We start from the raw sequence: 17057 nt of genomic DNA, 5'->3' as shown, positions 1-17057 counted from the left end.
CCCGTACTTAAACAATCATTTTCTCGATCGGGATCACCAGAATCCCCTCTGCACCGGCCTGGCGGATCTTTTCGATGTTCTCCCAGAACTCGTTCTCGTTGATCACCGAATGCAGCGAGCACCAGCCTTCCGTCGCCAATGGCAGGATCGTCGGAGAACGCATGCCCGGCAGGAACTTGGTGATATTCTCCACCGCGTCCACAGGGCAGTTGAGCAAAATATATTTGTTGTTCTTCGCCACCTGCACCGATTTGATACGGAACAAAAGTTGATCCAGCAAATCCTGCTGCACCGGCGAAAGATGCTTGCTGGCGATCATTACGGCTTCCGAGCGGAAAATCGTTTCCACTTCTTTCAAACCGTTGCTCAGCAAAGTGCTGCCCGAGCTTACGATATCGCAAACGGCATCGGCCAAACCAATGCTCGGCGCGATCTCCACCGATCCGCTGATCTCGTGGATATCAGCCGTAACATCATGAGATTTAAGATATTGTTCCAGCAAACGCGGGTAAGTAGTCGCAATGCTTTTGCCTTGCAGGTCCTGCACGCCGTTGTACTCCGCCTCACGCAAAACACCGATCGACAACCGGCATTTCGAAAAGCCCAGCTTGTGAACGGTGTCCACATCCTTGCACGACTCTTCCGAAACGTTCTCCCCTACAATCCCCAGATGCGCCACGCCGTCTTCCACATAACCGGGAATATCGTCGTCACGGAGGAAAAGAATCTCCGCTGGAAAGTTCGTAGCATCGGTTTTAAGCTTACCGGCACCGTTATCGAAACGAATGCCGCATTCTTTGATCAGTTTTAAAGAATCTTCACTAAGTCTGCCCGATTTCTGGATAGCAATTCTTAAAATATTATCATTCATAAAGTTATAGGATGCTCACGCAGCCGTTTGTCGGTATTGAATTAGGGTTATTGGTCTTCCCGGTTGAGCAAAGTTATGATATCTTCCGTTTTCAGTTTCTGCTGCTCGCCGGTTTTCATGTTTTTCAAAGTCAGCAAACCCGACTGGATTTCGTCCGAACCAATTAAAACAACAAATGGAATGCTCTTGCGATCGGCATAATCCAGCTGCTTTTTCAGCTTCACCGAATCCGGATAGATCTCCGAGTTAATACCCGCTTTCCGGAACTTCGGCAAAATCGAGAGGCCATAGGTAAATGCCTCTTCATCGAAATTGGAAATCATTACTTTGGTACTCGTCTTCTGACTTTCCGGGAAGAGGTTCAGTTCTTCCATTACGTCATAAATACGGTCGACACCGAGCGAAATGCCCACGCCCGAAATACCCGGTACACCGAAAGTGCCCGTCAGGTTATCGTAGCGGCCACCACCCGAAATGCTGCCGATCTGCACATGATGCGCCTTCACTTCGAAAATCGCGCCCGTATAATACGAGAGCCCGCGTGCAAGCGTGACGTCGAACTCGATCTTTGCATTTTCCAATCCCAGGATCTTCACCATCGCCCACACCTCTTCCAGCTCCTGAATACCTTTCAATGCAACCTCCGATTCGGCCAGCCAGCTTTTCAGCTCGGTAAATGGATCTTCGTCGGCCGACAGGCTGAAAATCGGTTCGAGCTTCTCGATACTATCAGAAGCGAAACCGCGTTCGAGGAGTTCCTCAACGACCTTTTCTTTCCCGATTTTATCCAATTTATCAATCGCCACACAAAGCGGCCCTTCCATTCCGTGTGCACCGATCATGTCGGCAATGCCGGTCAGGATTTTACGGTTATTGATCTTTACGGTAAAGTCTTGAATACCCAATGCAGGCAGGATATCATGCAAAAGCATCACGATTTCCGCTTCGCAAAGCAGCGAATCGGTACCCACCACGTCGGCATCGCATTGGTAAAACTCCCGATAACGGCCTTTCTGCGGGCGATCGGCACGCCAAACGGGTTGGATCTGGTACCGCTTGAACGGCATGGCCAGCGTACCGCGGTTCATCACCACGTAGCGCGCGAAAGGCACGGTAAGGTCATAACGTAAGCCTTTTTCGGAGATTTTCGTCGTTAATGGCTTGGAACCCGCCTGCCAGTCGGCTTCGGTAAGCTTGCCGCTGAAATCGCCCGAGTTTAGGATTTTAAATAAAAGCTGGTCGCCCTCTTCGCCGTATTTCCCCATCAGTACCGACAGGTTTTCGAATGCGGGAGTTTCTAATGGCAGGAAGCCGTATCGTTGGAAAGAGCGTCGGATGGTGTCGAAAATGAAAGTACGCTTTGCCATTTGCTCCGGACCAAAGTCACGGGTTCCGCGGGCAAGAGATGGTTTACTCATTATAATAATGCTATCGATTTCGGCTGTTAATAGCCTATGAAACCGTAAAGTTAGGAGAGGTTATGCAATATTTATGACTATTGCGTGCATTATTTGCGTTAAAATGCTTAATTTTGCGGCTCTTTCACAAAACAAACTTTTACAATGGGAGTTACGGAATTAAAACGTAAAGGTCGCAGAAACAAAGCAGTTGCTAACAACCGCACTGCTAAAATCAAAAACCTTCTACGCAAACCAGAAGTGCGCAATGTTGACGTTGAGGCTATCAAGGCTCAATTCGAAGCAAATAAAAAATAATCAAGCCTCTTCGGAATGCTATCCAACTAGTCCTGTCAATCTGTTTTGGTAGGGCTTTTTGCTTTTTTGGAGGATTTGCTTTTTCCCGAAGCGGCTTTCAGATTGACCTTCCGCAGCAGCTGGCGCATACTACGGCGCGTTTCGCGGCGGACATCGAGCAGGATACGGAAACGGAGCGCTTCACCGAACATGATCAGCCCGCCGTTGATTAATGCGAGACTGTAAAGGCCTAAAACGACCCAAACCTGCGTAGGCTCACCAATGCGTCGCTGATGCGCCGCTTCGCTGAGCACGGTAAGACCAAAACTGAACAACAACAAGCCTAGTGGAGCTAGAATCATCCATTTCGTGCGTGTCGACATTCTTTTTATCAGTCGCTTACCAGGTGGTTTCGGGTCAATCGAGGGGATCATTTATTCAGGCTATTCGATGTTATGATCCTAAAATTATTAATTTTTAGTTAATTGGTTTAATGAAATCCATCATTAGTTTAGTTCTGCGCTACATTCCGCGTCCCTACCTCCAACTCGTCGGACATTGGGCAGCGCGGGGACTCAGCATCTTCTATATCGGCAACAAGGTGGAATGCCCGGTGTGCAACAGCAAATACCGCAAGTTCCTCCCCTACGGCCGCAATACATCGAGTCGCGAAAATGCACTGTGCCCCAGCTGCCTGTCGCTCGAACGCCACCGCCTGATGGCGCTCTACATGAAGCGTAAAACCAATTTCTATACCGCTAACCTCAAAGTACTGCACGTAGCGCCCGAGTACTGCTTCATCGACCGTTTCGAGCAGATGAAAAACCTGGATTACATTACCGCCGACATCGAGTCACCCCTCGCGAAGGTGAAAATGGACATTCACCAAATCCCTTTCCCTGAAAATACATTCGACGTCGCTATTTGCAACCACGTGATGGAGCACGTAGACGACTATATTCTCGCCATGAGCGAATTGCACCGCGTACTGAAACCTGGGGGCTGGGCATTGATCCAATCCCCGCAGGACATGAAATACGAGGTAACCTACGAAGACCCGACGATCACCGATCCGAAGGAACGTGAAATCCACTTCCTCCAAAACGACCACCTGCGCCTCTTCGGCCGGAATTATGGCCGTGAACTCGAAAAAGGCGGTTTCAAAGTGACCGAGGACCGGTTCGTGATGGATGAGTTGAGCAAGGCGGAAGTGCAGCGGTATTCATTGCCTGGCGAGGAGATTGTGTATTTCTGTCAGAAATAGTCAGGTCAGGAATGGTCAAGTGTAGTTAGTTGTGGTCATTCATTGTCAGGAGTAGTCAGGTGTGGTCATGTTTTGTCATTCATTGTCAGGAGTAGTCAATGATTGTCAATAGCTGTGAAATAATCAGTGACTGTATTAAGGATTGATATAATTGATATAAATGAAAGAGGCAGCTTCTTGCGAAACTGCCTCTTTCATTTATAAACTCTTAACTATTCTTGACTAAATCTGACCACACATGACAATCAATGACTATTCCTCCTGACCACACTTGACAATTCCTGACAACACCTGACAATCAATGGCTACACCTGACCAAATCACGACGGATACTCAATCGCCGCCCCCGTCTCCCGGTGCGATTTGTTTTCCCAGAGCCGCTTCCATCCTTCCTGTACAAAGCCGATTCCATAGCCAAAAAGCTGCGTAAATGCTGCTCCAATGCTCAGAAATGCCACTTCCACGCTCTTCGTTTTGCGCAATGCGTCGATGAACAGCAAGGCCACGTAAATGCCCAGGAGCCACAATCCAAGGTAAAAGAACGGCTCGAAAATGAAGTACCACAGCGGAATGCTGCAAACGCCGAGCGTGAACAGTAGCGGGAATGTATGCACGAGTTTCAGCTCGTCGGGGTAGTAGCGGGCGATGTTGATGCGTGCCCGTCCGAAGAATTTGAGCTGCCTGAAAAATGCCCCGAATTGCGTGCGGCGTTTGTGGTAAATAAATGCCTCGGGAATCAATGCGGATTTAAACCCGAGCCGCAGCGCCGCAATACTGAACAGGATATCCTCGCCCATCCGGCTTGTCAGGAACCCACCCGTGCGCTCCCACACCTTACGCGAGAGGCCCATATTGAAGCTCCTCGGGTGGAATGTACCGCCCATATTGTTCTTCTTGCCCCGAATACCGCCGGTCGTAAATACCGACGTCATCGAGTAACTAATGGCCTTCTGAATGGGCGTAAATGACGGATGGTCCGTATCCGGCCCGCCGTAGAGGTCTACATAATCGGTATTTAGGCGGTTCTCCACGATGGCGAGGTAGTTCGGTTCAATCAACGCATCCGAATCCAACAATATGAAGTAATCGCCCGCAGCGCGCTCGAAACCGTGATTCCGGGCAAAGCCCTGACCGCCGTTTTCTTTGTAATGGTAATGGATGTCGAGCTTGTCCGCGAAAGACGCTACCACTGCATCCGCTTTGATTTTGGAACCGTCTTCTACGATTATTACCTCGAAATTACGGTAAGTCTGCCGTGTGAGGCACGTCAGAAGTTCCTCCAACTCGTCGGGGCGGTTGTAAACGGGGATGATGATCGAGTAGCGGCGTGAGTTCAATTTTAATTTTGAATGATTGAATGACTGAATGACTGAATGACTGAATAAAATTATTCGGTCATTCAGTCATTCAAAATTAATGTATTTCGACTCGGACGATGAGCAAATGGCGACACGATTGAATGCCGTTAGGCATGTAATATCGGTAGCTCGACATCATCAACACCGGTTTTTGAAATGCCCCTGGGCATGTAACAACAAATCGTTTGCATTAACCACCGACATTGTTGTTGCATCCCTGACGGGATTTTAAAACTGCTTCATCTTTCAAATGCTACCAATATTACAACGCGATTAGGCTGTTGTTTCTAACAATGCTTCTTCATTCGCTGCGATGATCCGATCCAAATGCGCGTCCGTCAGCGCCGTCGACAGGAACATCGCCTCAAACTGGCTTGGCCCCATGTAAATGCCTCTGTTCAGCATCGCATGGAAATACTTACCGAAAAGCGGCAGGTCTGAAGACTTGGCCGACGGGAAATCGGTTACCGCATTCGGTGTGAAGAACAGCGTATACATGGAACCGATATGGTTCAAGGTGTATTTCAAACCCAACTTTTCCATTGAATTACGGAAACCGGTTGCCAACTTGTTACCCGCATTTTCGAGTTGGGTATACACTTCGGGATGCTCATTCAAATAAGTAAGCATCGTGTAGCCCGCTGCCATCGCGATTGGGTTGCCGGAAAGCGTACCAGCTTGGTAAACCGGACCGGCCGGCGAGACGTAGTTCATAATCTCTGCCTTGCCGCCATAGGCGCCCACAGGCATTCCTCCACCTATTATTTTTCCTAACGTTGTTAAATCCGGCGTAATTCCGAATCTTTCCTGCGCTCCGCCCTTCGAAAGACGGAAGCCGGTCATGACTTCGTCAAGGATCAGTACAATGCCTTCTTCATCGCAAATGCGGCGTAAACCTTGTAAAAAGCCCTCTTTCGGAAGCACGCAACCCATATTACCTACTACCGGTTCGAGGATCAGCGCGGCGATCTGCCCTTTGTTGGCATCCACGAGCTGCTGCACGGCTTCGAGGTCGTTATAAGGGGCGGTCAGCGTATCGTTGGCAACACCTTTGGTCACGCCCGGGCTATCCGGCGTGCCGAACGTTACTGCACCACTGCCCGCTGCAATCAGGAAGCTATCGCCGTGGCCGTGGTAGCAGCCTTCGAATTTGATGATTTTATCGCGTCCCGTGTACCCGCGTGCGACGCGTATGGCCGACATCGTGGCTTCGGTACCGGAGTTCACCATCCGCACTTTCTCGATCGACGGCACCATGGACACGATCAGTTCCGCGATCTCCACTTCCCTGCGCGTAGGTGCGCCGAAAGAAAATGAATGCTGGATCGCGTCCGAAACAGCTTTCTGGATCAGTTCATGCCCGTGGCCGAGGATCATCGGCCCCCAGGAGTTGATCAGCTCGATGTATTCGTTGCCGTCCTCGTCGTAGATGTAAGGCCCTTTGGCCGATTTAATGAATATTGGAGTACCGCCTACTGCGCGGAATGCGCGTACAGGCGAGTTCACGCCTCCTGGAATATAATTTTGTGCTTTTGCGAAAAGTTGCTGGCTGGTTGAAGTATTCATTCTGTTAAAAAAGGTTGGTATTATCTGTCCACAGGCACCCATTTGGAGCCGCTGTATTTCAGGACAGGTGTAATCTGGTTTTCGTTCGCTTTGGTATAATCAAAGCCCGAGAGCAGGTATTCCTCACTACCGAATTTCCGCGATTGCAGACCGGCAGGAAGCTTGTCCCTGTATTTGGAAAGCATCCGCGCGAAGAAAAGCAGCTGGTCGTAGCCCTGGTAGGAATATACCGAAGGGAAAGTACTGGTTTTGGCATAATAATTCTTCTGGAATATGCGGATCGTCTCCTTCTCGCGATCCACATAATCCGCATCGAGCAATGTTAACCGCGTGCCGTAGCGCGACAATCTCGACTGTTGGGTATTGAAGCTCGTCGAAGTCGCCAGAACCGGCAGCGTATTCAATTTACGGCCGTTCAAAACTTCGATCAGGTTCCCGCCCGATTCGCCATCCGACGAAAACAATGCGATATGCGCCGGTTTGTTGGTTTCAAATGAAGGTACTTTGCTTTCCAGCGATTCGCGGTCGGGCTGGATGCGGGTAATGGACATTACTTTCCCGCCTTTGGCTTTCCATTCGGTAGCGTAGGAAGCGGCCATGACGGAATCCTTGGCAGTGTTACCGTAGTAAATTACGGTGTTAAGGCCGGGCGAAAGGGTACGCATCCACTGGGCAGCTTTCTGGGTCTGATAGCTAATGGAAGGATGGCCGAGGTAAATGTTTCCGCTTTTCAGCAAGGCGCCGTCGGTCGACAGCGGATTGAGCATAATGGCGTTGCTTCCGGAAACAAAATCGGCTGCCACATCAAAAGTACCGGGATACAATGGCCCGATGATCATGTCTGAAAGCTGGAAATTCTTGTTATCAGCAATGGCCTGCATGCTTTTGGCATCGTTGCTTACATCGTAAGCCCACAGGTTTACAGTGATTCCCTCCGTTTGAAGCTGCTCTTTCGCCACGGTCAGGCCCAGGTAGTAATCGTAAGCAAACTGGTTCGAACGACGTTTGGAAGTGTGGAACTCATCCAGCCGGAACGGCAGCAGTACCGCCACATCCAGGTAACCTTTCGTCCATTGCGTGTCCGACTTCGGGGTGCTGCGCTTCGGCGCCTCTTCTACCTTTTCATTTTTGCGGAATTTGAATTGCTTGTCCAGCTGCTCGGCATAAGCCAGGTCGCCTTGCGCAGGTGTGCGGGCGGCCTGAATGGATTGGTAAACCATCAATGCAATGTCTCGGTCGGAAGGATATTGCTTTTGCAGGTCTTTCAGTTTCAGGAAATCCCTGATAGCGCCCAAATGATGCTGCTTCAATGCCTGCACATCTTTGTTCAGGGAAGATTCCTTAATTCTGGCTAACTGGTCGAGGCCGTCGTTGATCTGCCCGTTGGCGAGGCTTACCGCGCCCAGCAGGTAATACACATCATTGATCTTATTCCAACCCGGATACCGGCTCTGCAATTGCAGCAGCATCGGTTTGGCATCCTTATAACGTTTCAGCTGGTAGGCGCTCAATGCATAATAATAATGCGCATAAGGCGAATAGGCCGTTTTCGCATTCACGCTCGTCATGGGATAGAACTTCTCCATCGCCATCGCGTATTTACCTTGTTTGTAATCTGCCAGGGCCGACCGGTACCTGCTTTCCGCCTGGGCGTTGCTCTGCCCGAATGACGGCTGGTACAAGCCGATAGAAACTGTCAAAATCAAAAAAAAGATAACTCTCATCAGGATTTCGGGGTCAAGATTGTGGTGATCTTTTAGCTGCAAAAATCAGCCCAAAATGGAAAAAAACGGGCAATATCCCAACTGGAACATTGCCCTTTATTATTACGATCTGAAAAACCTTTTATTTCTTTTTGGTCTTTTTCTCTAATTCAGCCTGCTTCTTTTTCGCCTCTTCCGCAGCCTGCAAAGACTTTTCAAGATACTTCTGGAATTTGTTCTGCTTCTTCTCGCCGGTAGCGTTCTTCTTGCGGTTCTCTTCGAGGATGTTCTTGATTTTATCCTCATTGACGAAGCGCTTGATGAGCAGCTGCTGCGCGATGGTAACGATGTTTGAAACAAAATAATAGAATGTCAAACCAGCCGGGAAAGAGTTCAGGATGAACATGAACATCAGCGGCATCACATAACCCAGCGCCTTCATATTCACCGGACCTGGCTGGGTTGGCGTGTTCTGGTTGTTGTAGTAGGCATAACCAATGCTGGACGCCGTCATCAGGATCGTGAACAAGCTGATGTGGTTACCGATGCCGAAAGGCACATTGAACGGCAGCTTGAAGAACGAGTCGTAAGTCGAAAGGTCGCTTGCCCAGAGGAACGATTGCTGGCGCAGCTCAATCAGGTTCGGGAAGAGGAAGAAGAGCGAGAACAGGATCGGCATGGTGGCCAGTACCGGTACACATCCGCTCAGCGGGCTCACGCCTACCTGCTGGTAAAGCTTCATTTGCTCCTGCTGCTGCTTCGCGATATCGTCTTTGTTCGCCTCGCGGATCTGTTCCAGCTCAGGCGCCAGGATCCGCATTTTCGCCATGCTGATGTACGATTTGTAAGTCAGCGGTGTCAGCAACGTTTTAACAAACAGTACCAGGAGAATGATCAGCAAGCCATAGTTGCTCACAAATCCTTCGAGCAGGTTGAAAAGCGGAACGAGGAAAAACTTGTTGATCGGTTTCAGGAATGCATAACCGAGGTACACGTTCTGGTCGAAGTTCTCCGCCTTTACTTTGTCTACAATGTGGTATTCGTTAGGTCCGAGGTAAAACTGGAAGTTCGCCTCCCCTTTCTGAACAGCGGCCGTCGGGATACCCGCGAAGATGTTCATGTTTTTCACGATCACCGAGTCTTCTGCATTCACATTCGCACGCATGGTAACGTTCGTGAGCGGTTGTTTTTCCGCAATCAGACCTGCGAGGAAGTATTTATGCTTAATGGTAAACCACTTAACGGGGTCAGCCGTTTTTTCCTCTTCATTGGAAGTGGGGCTCGTAGGAAGGCTTTTCAGCTCGTCCGTGTAGTAGTTAACGGTAACCACTTCACGGTTTTTCTTCATATCGTTTTCCAGTTGCAACAGGTCGTTATCCCAGTGGAACTCTACCGACTTATTGGCTGGCAATGCACCATTCACCTTGATGCCGTAATCGATCACATAACCGCTTCCGCGTACAACGTAAGTCTGCTCTACGGTCTGGTTATTTTTCAGTGTCGCCCGGTAAGTGATCACCGCCGAATCGCCCTCAGCGAGTGTACGGTCCTGCGCATCGGTGGTGAAAGTCTGGTTGGTCAGTCTCACATCCCCGGTTTGCGTCGGCAAATCGATCTGGAAATTGTTGTGTTTTTCGGCAATCAGGTAAAGTGGTTTCTGATCGTAGGTTTTGTAGTTTTTCAACATTACCTCTTTCATTACCCCACCCTTGTTGGTGAATACCACGCGGGCGTCCTTCGTTTCGATTACCAGGTCCTTTTGAGGAACAACAGTGGAATCAACTGATTGTGAGGAATTTTGGGTAGTATCCGAAGCGACAGACGCAGGCTTGGCAGCCGCTTTCTTCACCTCCGCTACCGGCGTGGGTTCCACAGGTTTCGGAACCAGTACCTGGTAGCCTATCAGCATCAGCATGATCAAGACCAGGCCGATTACAAAATTTTTATCCATTATTTACTTTAAATTGTTGAAATAACATACCGCTTGTAAGGCGGCAAAGGTAACAAGTTTTTTCGCTTAACAGGCCTTAAAATGTGATCAGTGGGAAACTGATGTCAGGGCTCCTACGGATCTTTTCTGCGTAGAATAGGCCAATGCCGCAGCCACGAAATTCACGAAGATCGGATGCGGGTTCATCACCGTGCTTTTCAGCTCAGGGTGGAACTGTACGCCGATATAGAATGGGTGCGAAGGCATTTCCACCATTTCAACCAGGTTGTTGTCGGGATTGATACCGGTAGCTACCAGACCTTTTTCATCGAATTCTTTGAGATACTTATTGTTGAACTCGTAGCGGTGGCGGTGACGCTCGCTGATATTGGTCTTGCCGTAGATTTTGTGGGCCAATGTGTCTTTTTTGATGCGGCACGGATAAGCGCCCAAACGCATGGTACCTCCTTTGTTGGAAACATCCTTCTGATCTTTCATCAGGTGGATCACCGGATGTGAAGTGGTTGCATCCATTTCAACCGAATGCGCATTCTCCCAGCCGATCACGTTACGCGCGTATTCGATCACGGCCATTTGCATACCGAGGCAGATACCGAAGAAAGGAATGTTGTTTTCACGTACATACTGGATCGCGGCAATCTTGCCCTCGATACCACGCTCGCCGAAGCCCGGAGCAACGAGTACACCATCCAGGTTTTCCAGTTTTTCCACCGCATTCTCTGCCGTAAGGCTTTCGGAGTGGATCCATTCTATATTCACCTTGCATTCGTTGGCTGCACCGGCATGGATAAACGACTCCACGATCGATTTATACGCGTCGTGCAGTTCCACATATTTACCTACCAAACCAATGCGAACCGAGTCGATCGGGTTTTTCAGGCGGGAAAGGAAGGTCTTCCACGATTCGAGGTCCACGTCCTTGTCATTATAAATGTCGAGCATATATAATGCACGCTGGTCAAGGCGCTCTTTCAGCATCAGCAAAGGCACAGCGTAAATGGTATCTGCGTCCATCGCTTCAATCACCGAGTTCACCTGCACGTTACAGAACAATGCAATTTTCTTGCGGATGTCATAAGGCAGCGGGTGCTCGGTGCGGCACACGAGGATATCCGGCTGGATACCCGATTCCTGCAACATTCTTACCGAGTGTTGGGTCGGCTTGGTTTTCAGCTCGCCGGCGGAGTTCAGGTAAGGGATCAATGTAAGGTGGATTACGAGCGTGTCTTGCTCATCCATTTCGAATTTCACCTGACGAACCGCTTCCAGGAACGGCAGGGACTCGATATCCCCCACGCAACCACCGATTTCCGTAATCACAATATCGTAATCGCCGGACTGGCCCAGCAACAGCATGTTTCTTTTCAGCTCGTCGGTAATGTGCGGAACCACCTGTACGGTTTTTCCAAGGAAGTCGCCGCGACGCTCGGCGGTAATAACGTTGTGGTAGATACGCCCTGTTGTAACGTTGTTGGCTTGTGAAGTGCGAACGTTCAGGAAACGCTCATAATGCCCAAGGTCGAGATCGGTTTCGGCTCCATCGTCTGTTACGTAGCATTCACCGTGCTCGTAAGGGTTCATGGTTCCCGGATCGATGTTGAGATACGGGTCAAATTTTTGGATTGTGACTGAGAGGCCTCTCGCTTGTAGTAATTTAGCTAGTGATGAGGCAATGATTCCCTTGCCAAGTGAAGATGTAACACCGCCCGTAACGAAAATGTACTTAGCGGTCTTTCGTGCTTTGGAAGCCATAAGACTTTGCTGTTTTTCTATGATTACGGGATACAAAGATACAGGATTATTAGAAGAATCTAAGCGGGGCCTGTTTAAATATTTAGCTGGAAAACAGTAAGACCTTGGAAGTCTGGCGAGTTATCAAATATAATTTTTTCAAAATATAAATTTCTATTTTGCACTTGTTCCAAACCACTAAAACCTTAATGGAAATGCTAAAAAAGCTATTACTCCTTCCCGCATTGCTATTTTGCGGCGCCACTGCCTGGGCGCAAACGGCCGCGGATCCGAACAAACCGCTCAACATTATCGTCTTCGGTGCCCACCCCGACGACTGCGATCTCGGCGCCGGCGGCATTGCCTCCATCTATTCCTCGATGGGCCACAAAGTAAAGTTCGTTTCCCTTACCAACGGCGACAAAGGTCACCAGGATATCGGCGGCGGAGAATTGGCTAATCGCCGCTACAAAGAAGCACAGGAAGCTGCACGCCGCTGGGGAATCCAATACGACATTCTCGACAACCACGACGGCGAGCTCTTCCCTACTCTCGAAAACCGCCTCGCAGTGATCCGTAAAATCCGCGAATGGAATGCCGACGTGGTGATAGCGCCGCGTACGAACGATTACCATCCCGACCACCGCAATACAGGCGTGGTGGTGCAGGATGCCGCGTACCTGGTAATTGTGCCGAACATTTTAAGCAGTGTGCCTCCGCTCACGAAGAACCCGGTTTTCCTCTATTTCCGGGATCGTTTTCAAAGACCGAACCCGTTCCGCCCGGATATTGCCATCGATATCACCGAAACCCTTGCTAAAAAAGTGGACGGATTGGATGCACACGTTTCCCAATTTTATGAGTGGCTCCCTTGGACAAATGGTGATCTTGCTAACGTCCCCAAAGATGTCGTCGAGCGCAAAAAGTGGCTCCTCACATCCATGGAAAGACGCTCTTCCGTGACCCCGGAAATCAAGGCATCGCTCGAAAAATGGTACGGTACGGAGAAGGCCGAGAAGGTAAAATATGTAGAGGTTTTCGAAATCACCGAGTACGGGAAGCAGCCGAATGCAGAGGAAGTGAGGAGGTTGTTTCCGATGCTGCCGAAGAATTAATTTTGAATGACTGAATGATTGAATGACCGAATATTTTGGGAGAAAACTATTCAGTCATTCAATCATTCGGTCATTCAATCATTAGTACATTTCCGCGAATCGCTTCAAGCCACAAGTAACCGACACTCACAAATCAGTTTACTCTTACTACGATAACCTGTCTTTGAAACTTTCGTAGCCGTAAGAGCGTACAAGCTGAAATTTTTGGTCAGCTTTCCATATACCGATGGACGGTAAATTAACGCCGTTAAATGTTGTCGTCTTCACCATGGTATAGTGGATCATATCCTCAAATATGATTCTATCGCCAATTTCAAGGGACTTATCGAACGAATAGTCGCCCATGTAGTCGCCTGCGAGACAGGTCATTCCTCCCAGTCTGTAAGTCGGTTTTCCTTCCACCGGCTCCTGGTATGCACCGCGGATAGCGGGCTTGTAAGGCATCTCCAATGTGTCCGGCATATGCGCCGCGAAAGAGGTATCCAGGATAGCCACGTCGATGCCCTGGCTATCGAGCACATCGAGCACGGTCGTGTACAATATTCCGGTGCGCCAGGCGATGGCAGAACCCGGTTCGAGGATTACTTCCAGGTTGTACTTTTCCTCGATAGTACTAACTAATTTGATTAGCTTACTAATATCATATCCTTCTCTTGTCATGAGGTGACCGCCCCCCATGTTGAGCCACTTGGCCTGATGCAGCAAATCGCCGAACCTTTCCTCCAATGCGGCAAGCGTGCGCTCCAAAGTGTCGCTGCCATTTTCGCACAGCGTATGAAAGTGAATGCCGTCGATCCCTACGGGAAGCTCGTCGGGCAGCTTGTCGCGCGTAACGCCCAGGCGCGAGCCCGGTACGCACGGGTTATACATGTCCGTGGCCACCTCCGAATACTGCGGGTTCACGCGGATACCGCACGAGAGCGTCTTACCGGGATTGGCCGCCTTGTATGCCTCTACCCTGCCCTGGAACCGCTCCCATTGGCTGAGCGAATTAAAAGTAATGTGGCTGCTGCGCTGCATAATCTCCTCAAACTCGCTGTCGAGATAGGCAGGCATATAGGTATGCGACTGGTAGCCCATAAAATCGTTGATCAGCTTCACCTCATTGAGCGAGCTGGCCGTAGCTCCGGAAAGGTATTCTTTCACAATTGGGAAAGCGCTGTACATGGAGAAACCTTTGAGCGCGAGGATAATCTGGCATCCCGCCGCCTTCTGGACCGAGTCGATCAATTCGAGGTTCTTGCGGAGCAACTCCTCTTCCAATACGAAACAGGGAGACGGAATTTCTTTAAAATCAATAGCCATTTGCTATAAATGAGTGTTGGTAGAATCTTCTTGCATGCAATGATTGCATAATTTTGTACACAAAACTATAAGTTTGAGTTTCCAAATCATGACCATTTTTCACACAGCCCGCTAGCCTGCCTATGTCCTTCCTTGTTTTAGATATTGAAATGACCGGGCCCGAGCCGGGTTGGAACGAGATTATCCAGATCGGAGCGGAGTTTTTTGACGACAACTGGCGCTCGCTCGGAACGTACCTGCAAAATGTGTATCCGGAGAATGAGGAGGCATTTTCAGTAAAATCGGAGGAAGTACACGGCTTGTCGCTCGACGATCTGGAAGACGCGCCGATGATTTACGACGTGCTTCCTGAATTTGAAAAATGGATCAAAAAACTGAACGTCGGCAAACCCAGTCTCGCGAATGTGGTCATTTGCGGCCAGAGCGTAATCAACGACATCAACTTCCTGCGCTTCGCCTACCGCAACGAAAAAATGAAATGGGGCTTCTCCAACAAGCAGCTCGACCTCCACACGGTTTCCTACCTGTTCTTCCAAATCCTCGAAAAAAACGGCAAACAAGTGCCGCGCTCGCTCAGCCTCGGCTCGGTGGCAAGCTATTTTGGGTTCGAGCGGGAGGAGGAAACGCACAATGCATTGGAAGACGCCCGCCTTACTGCCAAATGCTTTAAAGAATTTTTCAAGCTCATCGACCACGTCAAACTCATATGATCGATTACAACCCCAAAGAGTGGTTTCGTTACATTTTCTATTTCCAGAAGGCCGATACCGTGCGCAAACTCGCGCCGATGATCCTTACCATGGCGGCCTATTCCAGCGTGGTCGCGTACATTATCATCATACACTTCAAAATTACCGAGAACAACGACCTGAAAAACATCTCCCTCATGCACTCGCTGCTGGGCTTTGTAATTTCTATGCTGCTCGTGTTCCGGACCAACACCGCCTATGACCGCTGGTGGGAAGGGCGCAAGCAATGGGGATCGCTCGTGAACGGCAGCCGCAACCTCGCATTGAAACTGGCGGCGCTGATCGGCCCGGAACATGCCGCGGAGCGCGAGTTTTTTACCAAGATGATCCCGAACTACGCATTCGCATTGAAAAACCATTTGCGGAACACCTACATTTCGGAAGAGTTCGACGATTCGGCACTTTTTAAGAAATCAGCCCTGATCGCGACGGATCATGTTCCCAACCAGATCGCCGCCGCATTGTTTGCCAAAGTGATCGAGCTGCAAAGAAACGGTGCATTACTCCCCGAGCATACCATTATATTGAACCATGAGCTCGAAGGCTTTACGAATATCTGCGGCGCCTGCGAGCGGATTAAGAATACCCCTATTCCGCTGTCTTACAGCTCATTCATCAAGAAATTCATCTTCATTTACTGCCTCACGCTGCCCATCGGGTATGTGTTTAGCCTGCATTTCCTCGTCATTCCGTTCGTGATGTTCGTATTCTACATCCTCGCGAGCCTGGAAGTAATCGCCGAGGAAATCGAAGACCCGTTTGGCGACGACAGCAACGACCTGCCCATGGAGCGCATATGCAAAGGCATTCACACAACGACCCGCGCATTGCTCAAATAGTCCTGAAATCCCGGAATCATTAGAAACTAATTAGAAACTGATTAAAATCTAAAATTTTTCCGGGATTTTCACAGGATCGCATTTAAAGTGAGTTTTGGCCCCTGCTCAACTTTTTTGTAAAAATCGGTTTCCACCGCACCCTGATTTTCCCACTCGCTTCATTTTCGCTTAACATTGGCGTGCAATAGCACCCTTTTTCTTCAAAAAACTCAATTTTTGAAGTTATTAGAACATTTGGCAATACCTCTTTCTGTTGGTAATTTCAATTCAACCCCCTCCCCCATAGGCGGTCCGGAAGGGGGTTATTAATCAGAATAAACGATTACCAATATGAAAAAAACCACATTTTTAATCGCCATATTATTTGTCGGATTGTTCACCGTCGCAGCTCGTGCGCAGTCGATTGTAGATCCGGGAATTTCCGTTTATAACTACAAGCATCCGAACAAAGCAGCACAAGCCAAAGCTGCCGGCAAGGATCAGAAAACCATACGCGTTGCGAACATGAGAACCGTCGAGCGCTTCGGCAAGTACCAGACGAAGTACGCGAGCACTACGCCCAAGTATGCGCCGCGGCCCGCTGCACTCGTGGTAACCCGCGAATACAAGCCGGAAGGAGTGGAAATCAACCCGCTCACCTCGCCGAGAAATTACAAAACCCCCACTATCAGTGTGACCAAGGATACGGCGCAAATGGCTGAATATTATAATACGCCGGATAAGGTTTATCCGACGCAAGATTAACCATTGTATAGTTGCACAAAAACGCCGGCTTCCATGAGGCCGGCGTTTTTTTATTCCAAAATCGATCCAAATAATTATTAAAAAGGTCGAATTAAGGCAATTAGGAATTTTTTAGGCTTTTTTTGTCTGTTTTAAACGAGCGATTTTTACGCCTTTAAAAAACTAAA

Annotated in this window: 15 protein-coding genes; 6 read left to right on the top strand and 9 right to left on the bottom strand. The window is 49.2% G+C overall.

Going from position 1 to position 17057, the window contains the following annotated elements; all coding sequences use genetic code 11:
- Positions 1 to 7: 7 nt before the first annotated feature.
- Positions 8 to 871, bottom strand: coding sequence for an ATP phosphoribosyltransferase (hisG, locus tag J2Y43_RS14610; protein WP_223401443.1), 864 nt, complete (start codon positions 869 to 871; stop codon positions 8 to 10).
- A 47-nt stretch (positions 872 to 918) separates the two neighbouring features.
- Positions 919 to 2289 carry a histidine--tRNA ligase gene (gene hisS / locus J2Y43_RS14605; protein ID WP_309983804.1) on the bottom strand — a complete coding sequence of 457 codons (1371 nt, stop codon included), beginning with the start codon at positions 2287 to 2289 and terminating at the stop codon, positions 919 to 921.
- A 144-nt stretch (positions 2290 to 2433) separates the two neighbouring features.
- On the opposite strand from hisS, the gene J2Y43_RS14600 reads away from it, so the two are divergent.
- On the top strand, positions 2434 to 2586 hold the full coding sequence (locus J2Y43_RS14600) for a hypothetical protein (RefSeq protein WP_015810647.1): 153 nt from the start codon (positions 2434 to 2436) through the stop codon (positions 2584 to 2586).
- Between the two features lie 35 nt (positions 2587 to 2621).
- Here the strand turns inward: J2Y43_RS14600 and J2Y43_RS14595 are convergent, their stop codons facing one another.
- A complete protein-coding gene (locus tag J2Y43_RS14595; protein WP_223401445.1) occupies positions 2622 to 2948 on the bottom strand; it encodes a hypothetical protein in 327 nt (108 codons plus the stop codon).
- A gap of 110 nt (positions 2949 to 3058) precedes the next feature.
- Between J2Y43_RS14595 and J2Y43_RS14590 the strand changes: the two genes are divergently transcribed.
- Positions 3059 to 3829, top strand: a complete 771-nt coding sequence (locus J2Y43_RS14590; RefSeq protein WP_309983798.1) for a class I SAM-dependent methyltransferase — start codon at positions 3059 to 3061, stop codon at positions 3827 to 3829.
- 320 nt (positions 3830 to 4149) lie between these two features.
- Here J2Y43_RS14590 and J2Y43_RS14585 read toward each other — a convergent pair whose 3' ends face one another.
- From J2Y43_RS14585 to J2Y43_RS14565, 5 genes are all read right to left on the bottom strand, one after another.
- Positions 4150 to 5166, bottom strand: coding sequence for a glycosyltransferase (locus tag J2Y43_RS14585; protein WP_309983796.1), 1017 nt, complete (start codon positions 5164 to 5166; stop codon positions 4150 to 4152).
- Between the two features lie 294 nt (positions 5167 to 5460).
- Complete coding sequence (gene hemL / locus J2Y43_RS14580; protein ID WP_309983794.1) at positions 5461 to 6753, bottom strand: glutamate-1-semialdehyde 2,1-aminomutase; 1293 nt, start codon at positions 6751 to 6753, stop codon at positions 5461 to 5463.
- Positions 6754 to 6773: 20 nt separating this feature from the next.
- A complete protein-coding gene (locus J2Y43_RS14575; protein ID WP_309983791.1) occupies positions 6774 to 8477 on the bottom strand; it encodes an ABC transporter substrate-binding protein in 1704 nt (567 codons plus the stop codon).
- Between the two features lie 121 nt (positions 8478 to 8598).
- Positions 8599 to 10407, bottom strand: coding sequence for a membrane protein insertase YidC (gene yidC, locus J2Y43_RS14570; protein WP_309983789.1), 1809 nt, complete (start codon positions 10405 to 10407; stop codon positions 8599 to 8601).
- Positions 10408 to 10494: 87 nt separating this feature from the next.
- Positions 10495 to 12159: a CTP synthase gene (locus J2Y43_RS14565; RefSeq protein WP_309983787.1), complete on the bottom strand. Its 1665-nt coding sequence runs from the start codon at positions 12157 to 12159 to the stop codon at positions 10495 to 10497.
- 194 nt (positions 12160 to 12353) lie between these two features.
- On the opposite strand from J2Y43_RS14565, the gene J2Y43_RS14560 reads away from it, so the two are divergent.
- Positions 12354 to 13253, top strand: a complete 900-nt coding sequence (locus tag J2Y43_RS14560; RefSeq protein WP_309983785.1) for a PIG-L family deacetylase — start codon at positions 12354 to 12356, stop codon at positions 13251 to 13253.
- Positions 13254 to 13400: 147 nt separating this feature from the next.
- Here J2Y43_RS14560 and nspC read toward each other — a convergent pair whose 3' ends face one another.
- Entirely contained in the window at positions 13401 to 14558 is a 1158-nt protein-coding gene (gene nspC, locus J2Y43_RS14555; RefSeq protein ID WP_309983783.1) for a carboxynorspermidine decarboxylase, read from the bottom strand.
- A 122-nt stretch (positions 14559 to 14680) separates the two neighbouring features.
- Between nspC and J2Y43_RS14550 the strand changes: the two genes are divergently transcribed.
- The 3 genes from J2Y43_RS14550 to J2Y43_RS14540 all read left to right on the top strand — a co-directional run bounded on the left by J2Y43_RS14550 (position 14681) and on the right by J2Y43_RS14540 (position 16890).
- On the top strand, positions 14681 to 15268 hold the full coding sequence (locus tag J2Y43_RS14550) for a 3'-5' exonuclease (protein WP_223408939.1): 588 nt from the start codon (positions 14681 to 14683) through the stop codon (positions 15266 to 15268).
- Complete coding sequence (locus tag J2Y43_RS14545; RefSeq protein WP_309983781.1) at positions 15265 to 16146, top strand: bestrophin family ion channel; 882 nt, start codon at positions 15265 to 15267, stop codon at positions 16144 to 16146. Before J2Y43_RS14550 ends, J2Y43_RS14545 begins: the two co-directional genes overlap by 4 nt.
- A gap of 330 nt (positions 16147 to 16476) precedes the next feature.
- Entirely contained in the window at positions 16477 to 16890 is a 414-nt protein-coding gene (locus tag J2Y43_RS14540) for a hypothetical protein (RefSeq protein ID WP_309983779.1), read from the top strand.
- Positions 16891 to 17057 lie beyond the last annotated feature (167 nt).

This window comes from Dyadobacter sp. BE31 (assembly GCF_031457695.1).
Lineage (GTDB): Bacteria > Bacteroidota > Bacteroidia > Cytophagales > Spirosomataceae > Dyadobacter.
The sequence above is the reverse complement of the archived record's forward strand: the minus strand, read 5'-3'. Positions and strand labels throughout refer to the sequence as shown.

Bases quoted from the DNA above. Each gene is read 5' to 3' on its own strand.
- J2Y43_RS14540 (WP_309983779.1), top strand. From the start codon at position 16,477: ATGAAAAAAACCACATTTTTAATCGCCATATTATTTGTCGGATTGTTC.
- yidC (WP_309983789.1), bottom strand. From the start codon at position 10,407: ATGGATAAAAATTTTGTAATCGGCCTGGTCTTGATCATGCTGATGCTG.
- hemL (WP_309983794.1), bottom strand. From the start codon at position 6,753: ATGAATACTTCAACCAGCCAGCAACTTTTCGCAAAAGCACAAAATTAT.
- J2Y43_RS14545 (WP_309983781.1), top strand. From the start codon at position 15,265: ATGATCGATTACAACCCCAAAGAGTGGTTTCGTTACATTTTCTATTTC.
- J2Y43_RS14595 (WP_223401445.1), bottom strand. From the start codon at position 2,948: ATGTCGACACGCACGAAATGGATGATTCTAGCTCCACTAGGCTTGTTG.
- J2Y43_RS14600 (WP_015810647.1), top strand. From the start codon at position 2,434: ATGGGAGTTACGGAATTAAAACGTAAAGGTCGCAGAAACAAAGCAGTT.
- J2Y43_RS14590 (WP_309983798.1), top strand. From the start codon at position 3,059: ATGAAATCCATCATTAGTTTAGTTCTGCGCTACATTCCGCGTCCCTAC.
- J2Y43_RS14565 (WP_309983787.1), bottom strand. From the start codon at position 12,159: ATGGCTTCCAAAGCACGAAAGACCGCTAAGTACATTTTCGTTACGGGC.
- hisG (WP_223401443.1), bottom strand. From the start codon at position 871: ATGAATGATAATATTTTAAGAATTGCTATCCAGAAATCGGGCAGACTT.
- hisS (WP_309983804.1), bottom strand. From the start codon at position 2,289: ATGAGTAAACCATCTCTTGCCCGCGGAACCCGTGACTTTGGTCCGGAG.
- nspC (WP_309983783.1), bottom strand. From the start codon at position 14,558: ATGGCTATTGATTTTAAAGAAATTCCGTCTCCCTGTTTCGTATTGGAA.
- J2Y43_RS14560 (WP_309983785.1), top strand. From the start codon at position 12,354: ATGCTAAAAAAGCTATTACTCCTTCCCGCATTGCTATTTTGCGGCGCC.
- J2Y43_RS14550 (WP_223408939.1), top strand. From the start codon at position 14,681: ATGTCCTTCCTTGTTTTAGATATTGAAATGACCGGGCCCGAGCCGGGT.
- J2Y43_RS14575 (WP_309983791.1), bottom strand. From the start codon at position 8,477: ATGAGAGTTATCTTTTTTTTGATTTTGACAGTTTCTATCGGCTTGTAC.